This window comes from Limimaricola cinnabarinus LL-001 (genome assembly GCF_000466965.1).
Taxonomy (GTDB): Bacteria; Pseudomonadota; Alphaproteobacteria; order Rhodobacterales; family Rhodobacteraceae; genus Limimaricola; species Limimaricola cinnabarinus.
In genome coordinates this window covers 1-6,784 of sequence record NZ_BATB01000110.1, presented here as the reverse complement: position 1 = coordinate 6,784, position 6,784 = coordinate 1, and the positions used below count along the sequence as shown (strand labels likewise).

At 69.6% G+C, this 6,784-nt stretch carries 7 protein-coding genes and 2 pseudogenes; 2 read left to right on the top strand and 7 right to left on the bottom strand.

All coding sequences use genetic code 11. From position 1 onward, the window contains the following. Positions 1-104: 104 nt before the first annotated feature. A pseudogene (locus tag MBELCI_RS22860) lies at positions 105-1,538 on the top strand (HAD-IC family P-type ATPase); the annotation flags it as partial. A 111-nt stretch (positions 1,539-1,649) separates the two neighbouring features. On the opposite strand, the gene MBELCI_RS22855 reads toward MBELCI_RS22860, so the two are convergent. Together MBELCI_RS22855 and MBELCI_RS18085 are read right to left on the bottom strand one after the other, a co-directional pair. Continuing rightward, entirely contained in the window at positions 1,650-2,477 is an 828-nt protein-coding gene (locus MBELCI_RS22855; RefSeq protein WP_369385499.1) for a universal stress protein, read from the bottom strand. A 561-nt stretch (positions 2,478-3,038) separates the two neighbouring features. After that, a complete protein-coding gene (locus MBELCI_RS18085; protein ID WP_021695699.1) occupies positions 3,039-3,452 on the bottom strand; it encodes a c-type cytochrome in 414 nt (137 codons plus the stop codon). Positions 3,453-3,781: 329 nt separating this feature from the next. On the opposite strand from MBELCI_RS18085, the gene MBELCI_RS18080 reads away from it, so the two are divergent. Beyond that, a complete protein-coding gene (locus MBELCI_RS18080) occupies positions 3,782-4,477 on the top strand; it encodes a universal stress protein (protein ID WP_235047697.1) in 696 nt (231 codons plus the stop codon). Positions 4,478-4,526: 49 nt separating this feature from the next. Here MBELCI_RS18080 and MBELCI_RS18075 read toward each other — a convergent pair whose 3' ends face one another. The 5 genes and pseudogenes from MBELCI_RS18075 to MBELCI_RS18060 form a co-directional block, all read right to left on the bottom strand. Further along, positions 4,527-4,817: a hypothetical protein gene (locus MBELCI_RS18075; RefSeq protein ID WP_021695696.1), complete on the bottom strand. Its 291-nt coding sequence runs from the start codon at positions 4,815-4,817 to the stop codon at positions 4,527-4,529. 104 nt (positions 4,818-4,921) lie between these two features. Continuing rightward, positions 4,922-5,647: pseudogene (gene fnrL, locus MBELCI_RS18070) on the bottom strand (transcriptional regulator FnrL). A gap of 88 nt (positions 5,648-5,735) precedes the next feature. Further along, positions 5,736-6,143 carry a CBS domain-containing protein gene (locus tag MBELCI_RS18065; protein WP_045320488.1) on the bottom strand — a complete coding sequence of 136 codons (408 nt, stop codon included), beginning with the start codon at positions 6,141-6,143 and terminating at the stop codon, positions 5,736-5,738. Beyond that, a complete protein-coding gene (locus tag MBELCI_RS21215; RefSeq protein ID WP_021695693.1) occupies positions 6,140-6,292 on the bottom strand; it encodes a hypothetical protein in 153 nt (50 codons plus the stop codon). Before MBELCI_RS21215 ends, MBELCI_RS18065 begins: the two co-directional genes overlap by 4 nt. Positions 6,293-6,336: 44 nt before the next feature. Beyond that, on the bottom strand, positions 6,337-6,784 hold a 448-nt coding region (locus MBELCI_RS18060), incomplete at its 5' end, for an FAD:protein FMN transferase (RefSeq protein ID WP_131505601.1).

The following is a 6,784-nucleotide window of genomic DNA, read 5'->3' as shown; positions in this document are numbered from 1 at the left end:
CCGACCCCGCCGCGCCGCCGCTGGACATCGGCGGCACCGGCTACGCGCCGCGCGGCCAGATCACGGGCGATGCCGGGGCCGCCCTGCCGCTGATCCGGGCCGGGATGCTGTGCAATGACACGCATCTCTTCGAAAATGCTGCCGGCTGGCAGGCCGTGGGCGACCCGATGGAGGGCGCGCTGCTGGCGCTGGCGCGCAAGGCGGGCCTCGATCCCGAGGCCGAACGCCAGCGCCATGCGCGCCTGTACGAGATCCCCTTCGATGCCGCCTATCGCTACATGGCGACGCTGAATGACGGCCCGGAGGGGCGGCAGGTCTATGTGAAGGGCGCGCCGGATCAGCTCCTCGCGCAGTGCAGCCGCCAGATCGGCGCGAAATCGCCCGAACCCATCGATCGCGCGGCATGGGCGGCGCGGATCGAAGAGCTCGCCGCGACGGGCCACCGGGTTCTGGCCTTCCCCACAACACCTGCGGATCGCGCAACGCTGGCACCAGACGACATCCGCGACCTGACATTGCTAGGCATTGCAGGTTTCATCGACCCGGCCCGGCCCGAGGCGATTTCGGCCGTGGCCGATTGCCGCCGCGCCGGCATCGCGGTCAGGATGATCACCGGCGACCATGCGCTCACCGCCCACGCCGTCGCGGTCGAGCTGGGGCTTGAGACGTCCCGGCCGCCCCTCACCGGCCAGCAAATCGAGGCGATGGACGAGGCCGAGCTGCGCCGCCGCATCGGCACGACGACTGTCTTCGCGCGCAGCTCGCCCGAGCACAAGCTGCGGCTGGTCGAGGCGCTGCAGGCCGGGGGCGATGTCGTGGCGATGACCGGCGACGGCGTGAACGACGCGCCCGCGCTCAAGCGCGCCGATGTCGGCATCGCCATGGGCATCAAGGGCACCGAGGCCGCAAAGGAGGCGGCACGGGTGGTGCTCGCCGACGACAACTTCGCCTCCATCGTCGCCGCCGTGCGCGAGGGGCGCACCATTCACGACAACATCCGCAAGGTCATCGCCTGGAACCTGCCGACCAATGGCGGCGAGGCGCTGGTGATCATCCTCGCGATCCTGATCGGACTGCCGCTGCCGATCACGCCGATCCAGATCCTTTGGATCAACATGGTCACGACGGTGGCGCTTGGGCTGACGCTGGCCTTCGAGCCCGCCGAGCCGGGCGTCATGGACCGCCCGCCCCGCGCGCCCGGCGCGGCGCTGCTCGACGGCGAGATGATCTGGCGGGTGGTGCTGGTCTCGGCGCTGTTCGGGCTGGCGGTTTTCGGAGCGACGGCTTGGGTCATGGCGCGCGGCGAGACGCTCGCCTATGCGCGGACCCTCTCGGTCAACCTGCTGGTGGTGCTTGAGATCTTCTATCTGTTCTCGGTGCGCTACCTGCACATGACCTCGATCACCGCGCGGGGGCTCCTCGGCACGCGCGCCGTGCTGCTCGGCATCGCCATGGCCATGGCCGCGCAGGCGCTCTTCACCTACGCCCCGCCGCTGCAGGCACTGTTCGACACGCGGCCTGTGACGCCCGCCGACGGGGCGCTGATCCTCGGTCTGGGGGTCGCGCTTCTGGTGCTGCTGGAGGCCGAGAAGCTGTTGCGCCGAGGCTGGCGCGGGCGAACGGCCCGCGGGGCTGATCCCGCCGCGCGTTCAATCTTCGCGCGGGAAGCGCCCCGGATGTACCAGCAGGTCGCAGGGCAGATAGCTCAGCAATTCCGACGCGACACGGCCCATGGTCATCGGCGCGTGACCCTCGGCGCCGTGGCGACCAATCGCCAAGAGGTCGATCCCCTCCTGCGCCACCGCCGCGATCAGCGCGGACGTGGTCCGCCCCTCGAGCAGCGCGCGGTCGGCCTCGACGCTCTCCGCCTCCAGCCATCGCCGCATCTCCTCCAACTGGAACAGCATCGGCGCCTCGATCTCGTCGCGGTCGCGCTTGGTGATGTCGCCGGTCTCGTCCATGCGGTGGCCCAAGCCGCCGAAGGGCACACGGTAGGCATGCGCGATCCGCACCGGCGCCCCACCCGCGAGCTTCGAGGCGAGCAGCGCCGCCTCCGCGTCGCGGCGCGCAAAGTTGGCGCCGACCATGACCTTGCCATAGTCAGCGACGGGCCGGTTCGAGACCACCAGTACTGGCGCCTCCGACATCTGTACGCAGCGGTGCAATACGCTGCTGCGAAACAGATCGACAATGCCCTGATCGCGATGCGCGCCCATCACCACGAGATCGAAGCGGCCATGGGCGATCCGCTCGACCACGCGGCGCCATGGATGGCCGAAGGCGACCTCCACCTTCCCCGCGCCGCTCGCCTCACGGGTCAGCATTTCATGCGCCGATTGCGCCGCCTCCTGTGCGACATGGCTCGGCAGCGTGTCGTCCACGACGTGCAGGATCTCGAGATCCATCCCGAGCGCCGCGGCCAGACTTCGCGCCCGATCGAGCGCGAGGCCGCTGCGGTCGGACAGATCGCTTGTCATGAGCATGCGGAGCATGTGCCGTCTCCCTTTGCGCGATATTCACTGGCCGGGCCGGGTATAACCCGTGCCGCGACGTCCTACCGGGTCGGTCACGGCGGAGACGGCAAGGTCGATCAAAGCGCCGATCAGCGTCGCTTCGATCACGATCCACCAGACCCCAGGCCCCGGCTGCGGCAGCCATTCCGACCGGGCCCAGAGGGTGGCGAGGCCATCCCGCGCGACGAGCAGCAAGAGCACCCCCATCCAGAGCCCGACCCAGCCGCCACGAAGGCCGACGGGCAGCCGGAAGCCGAATGGCGGCACCCGGTCGAACACGCCGATCAACCCGACCAGCGCCCCGAGCACCACGGCCCAGAGCACGATCCCCCAGACCAGCATGAGCTCGGAGGCCGACGCCGATGTCAGCAGCGCCGGGGCCAGCAGGCCGAACAGCAACCCGAGCGACTTGGCCAGCGCCACGCGTTGCAACAGCGGTGTGAATGTCATGGCCCTCTCCCCTCATGTCCCTGTCATCGCGATATCGAGACTGCCCGATCCGCACGGCCCACGCCTTGATCTGGATCATCCCTCCTGCAGCGTCGCGAGATACTCCGAGAGCGCGACGAGGGGCTGCGGCGTGGGGGTGAGGAGGCCGTCGCCGGTATCGACATGCAGGGTCGGACCGGTGAAGACCCCGCTGAACTCCGGCATCACCTGCCCCGGATCGTCCTGCCGGAAATAACCGTCGATATAGGACATCACATGCACCGTCGGGAACGGCTCGCCCTCCGCGCGCAGGCGTGTCAGATCGGCGGGCGGGCGCGGCAGGCCCGCGGCCATCGGGCCGTCGCCCCGGCCATCCGCACCATGGCAGGACGCGCAATTCTGCAGGAAGATCGCGCGGCCCGTGAGCAGTTCGGGCTCGGGGCCGGGCATGGCGCAGGCCCCGAGGGCCATCGCCGCCGACAACGCCGCCGCCTTGATGTTCCAGTTCATCTTCCGCTCCTCGCATCGCCTCTATGCGGGCCTTGATCGGCCCTTGTCTCCTCTCTGCGGTGCCCGCGCCGCGGCCACCTTGATCTGGATCAAGCGCAAGCACCGCCGGGATTGATCGGGATCAAGGCGCGCCTCCTGCGGCCCTGCCACCCTCAAGTCGCAAACTCGAAGGGAGAGACCCCCATGTCCCATGGAACCGTCGCCGTCTTGGCCACCGACGCCGCGCTCGATCGCGCGCGATCGTCACCGCGCTCGCGCTGACCGAGATCCAAGAGGCGCATCTCGACATCCACTGCCTCGGCATCGAGAGTACGCCGCCCGACGCCTACATGGCGGGACCGGCCCTGATGCTGACCATGCCCGACACCGAAAGCGCCGTCGCACGCGCCGAGGAACTGGAGCACGAGCTGCGCTCGCTCATTCCCGCCCATCGCGGCAACGTGCAGCTGCACCGGCATCATGTGCGCGAGGGGATGATCGGCCGGAACGTCGGAGAGATCGCCCGCTTTGCCGACCGCGTCGTCGCCACTGCCCCCTATGGCCTCGAGGCGCGCCCGCTTCAGGTCGCGGTGCTGGAGGCGTCGCTATTTGCAGGCGGGCTGCCGGTCATCGTCGTCCCCGATGGCGGCGCCGAGATCGCGCCATGTCCGGGGCGCCTCATGCTGGCTTGGGATGGCAGCCGCGAGGCGATGGTGGCGGCGCGGGCCGCGCTGCCGATGCTGCGGCGTGCGCGACTTGTCGACGTGGTGATCGTCGATCCCGAAGTACAGGTCGGCGCCCGCTCCGATCCCGGCGGCGACATCGCGCTGTTTCTCGCGCGCAACGGCGTGGCGGTCGAGGTCTCGGTGCTGGCGCGCAGCCGGTTCCGCAATTCGGAGGTGCTGCGCCGCCACGCGATGGATACCGGGGCCGAGGCCGTGGTGATGGGCGCGTATGGCCATTCGCGCCTGCGCGAGCAGCTGTTCGGCGGCACCACGCGCGAGATGCTGACCAACGCGCGCCTGCCGCTGATCCTCGCGCGATGACCTGCGACCCCCGGGCCTCGCGCGAGGGGGCCGGGACGCGCCGGGATGGCTAGCGCAGCGCGCGAGGCGGCGTGCCCTCTTTTTCAGCCGCCAAGCGGATTACCGCGCGCCGATGCTTGTCGCGCATGACGTCGAGCACTTCGACCGAATGGCTACGGGTTTCGGTCAATCGGCGGATGCGCGACCCGGGCGCGCCGATCGGTCGCAGCCCGTGGCGGCGCAGTTTGGGCACGAAGGCGGCGGCGTCGTCGAGCGCCCGCTCCAGATCCTCCTCGGCCTCGAGATAGGCGCGATAGGCCCGGATCAGGGCACGGCGGGCGGTTGCGGCATCGGGGTTCATCCTCGGTCCTCCTCAAAACAAGGCGACTCTGCCTTCGATCAGGTCAAAATGCGCCGCATCTGTCAACGAGTTCCGTGACCCGTCCGGGGCCCCGCTCGACCGGTTCAGCCCGCCATGGCCTCGTCACCAGTCTCGGCCCCCAGCCGGTCGAGATCGGGAATCACGATTTTGCGCTTGCCGTCGAGTTCGATCACCCCTTCGCGCCCAAGCTGGCTGATCTGGCGGCTCACCGTCTCGATGGTGAGGCCAAGATACTCCGACATCGCCTCGCGCGTCAGCGGCAGGTCGAGCCGGATGTCGCGGGTCCGGGTCGCGAGATCGAAGCTTGCCTCGCGCCGCGCGACCGACACCAGCCAGGCTCGCGATGCGCTCACGCGCGGTCTTGCGGCCCAGCACCATCATCCATTCGCGCGCCGCGTCCAGTTCGTCGAGCGTCATCTCCAGAAGCCGCCCCGCGACATGCGGCATGTCCGCGAGCAGCCGTTCGAACGCGCACGGCGAAAACAGCACAGGGTCACGTCGCTGGCGGCCGTGATGTCATAGGGCGTGGAGGTCCGACCGGGACGTCCGATGAAATCCGACGGCAGCAAAAGCCCCACCATCTGCACCCGCCCGTCCTCGAGCGTCTGCGACATGGTGGCGATGCCCGCGACGAGCGAGCCCACGAAGCTCAGATCGTCACCGGCCCAGACGATCTTCTGCCCGGCCTCATAGCTGCGGTAGAACTTGACCTCCTCGAGCCGTGCCAGCTCGGTCTCGTCGCAGCGCGCGCAGACGGCACGGTGCCGGATGCCGCAATCGGCGCAGCGCAGATCCAATCTCGGGGTCATCGCGGATCTCCTTGAAGGGATGCAACGACGATACCACCGAAGGGCCGATGACCCCAGCCCCGATGATGCGAGCTTGCGTCCCGGGGCTTCAACCGGAAGCCTCTCTTGCGGCGGCCAGCGCGCGCAAGAGGTCGCTGCGGCTCAGAATTCCCGCAATTCTCGATCCCTCCATCACCGGAAACCGGCGGTAGGGGCCGCTCAGAATGCGCTCGGCCGCGGAGAGGATGTCGAGATCGGGCGTCAGGCATTCCACCGGCGCGCGCATCGCATCGCCCACGAGGCCGCCCTGTCCCGCGTGGTATCCGGCATGAAGCGCGGCGCGCAGGCAGTCCTTTTGGGACAGCATGCCGACGAGCCGGCCCTGCGCATCGACGACGGGCATGCCGGAAATGAAGTGATACAAGAGAAGACGCATGGCGCGCAGCAGATCCGTCTCGGGCGTGACCGATACGACCTCGCGCGTCATGACGTCCTCGATGCGCGGCAACGGTCTCATCGCGCCCCCTTCCGCGCGCAGGGGTTGCGACACCCCGCGCAAGGCGTGCCGCAGCCGCCCTGCGGCGGTCCGCACCCGAACATCAGCCCGAGGCCCAAGCCCGCCATCGACAGCGCGATAAGAAGAAAGGCGACGAGAATCGTGATCATGCGCGGCTCCTTTCAGGCGATGAGATGGGCCGCAAAGCCCCCAGTCATGCGCTCCGCGCCGCCCGGATGCACAAAGAGCGCCGCGATGCCCGCCGCACGCGCGATGCGCGGGCCGTCATGCGGCCCCAGCGCGAGCAGCCCCGTGGCCAGCGCATCCGCGCGCAGGCGGTGGACGCCAGAACCGAAACCTGCGCCAGCCCCTGCGCCGCCGGACGCCCCTGTCGCGGGTCGATCACATGGCTCGTTTCCACCCGCCCGCGCAGGCCCTGCGGCGATGGGCCGATGTTGCCAGCGCCAGGCCGCACGGGCGCACCATGCGCAGCGCCGTCCCCCGTGGTGCGTCCGCCCGCCTCGATCGCGAGGCGCCACGCCCGGCCCGAGGGGTGACGGCCCAGCGTCGCGACCTCGCCGCCGATCTCGACCAGCGCATGGGAGAGGCCCAAGGCGGCGAGACCCGCTACCATAAGATCGAGCGCATGGCCCTTGGCCAGC

Excerpts from the sequence above, each read along its gene's own strand:
- MBELCI_RS22855 (WP_369385499.1), bottom strand. The coding sequence starts at position 2,477 with ATGACAAGCGATCTGTCCGACCGCAGCGGCCTCGCGCTCGATCGGGCG.
- MBELCI_RS18085 (WP_021695699.1), bottom strand. The coding sequence starts at position 3,452 with ATGAACTGGAACATCAAGGCGGCGGCGTTGTCGGCGGCGATGGCCCTC.
- MBELCI_RS18080 (WP_235047697.1), top strand. The coding sequence starts at position 3,782 with ATGGCGGGACCGGCCCTGATGCTGACCATGCCCGACACCGAAAGCGCC.
- MBELCI_RS18075 (WP_021695696.1), bottom strand. The coding sequence starts at position 4,817 with ATGAACCCCGATGCCGCAACCGCCCGCCGTGCCCTGATCCGGGCCTAT.
- MBELCI_RS18065 (WP_045320488.1), bottom strand. The coding sequence starts at position 6,143 with ATGAGACCGTTGCCGCGCATCGAGGACGTCATGACGCGCGAGGTCGTA.
- MBELCI_RS21215 (WP_021695693.1), bottom strand. The coding sequence starts at position 6,292 with ATGATCACGATTCTCGTCGCCTTTCTTCTTATCGCGCTGTCGATGGCG.